We start from the raw sequence: 208 nt of genomic DNA, 5'->3' as shown, positions 1-208 counted from the left end.
CATAGGGGATTCGCTTTCTAAAAGATCCTCGCCCGCCCTTAAAAGCAGCGTGCCGGTTCGAGTCCGGCCACTGGTACCATGAATCGGGATAGGGAGGCACCTCACAGTGCCCCTCCTCCCACACCACCGGGCATACGGGTCACGTACCACGGCGGTTCATCTCCTCATCTATTATCACGCTGCCAACGATGGCAGCCCCAAGCCTTTA

The sequence above is a fragment of the Amphritea pacifica genome, from assembly GCF_016924145.1.
Taxonomy (GTDB): Bacteria; Pseudomonadota; Gammaproteobacteria; order Pseudomonadales; family Balneatricaceae; genus Amphritea; species Amphritea pacifica.
The sequence above is the reverse complement of the archived record's forward strand: the minus strand, read 5'-3'. Positions refer to the sequence as shown.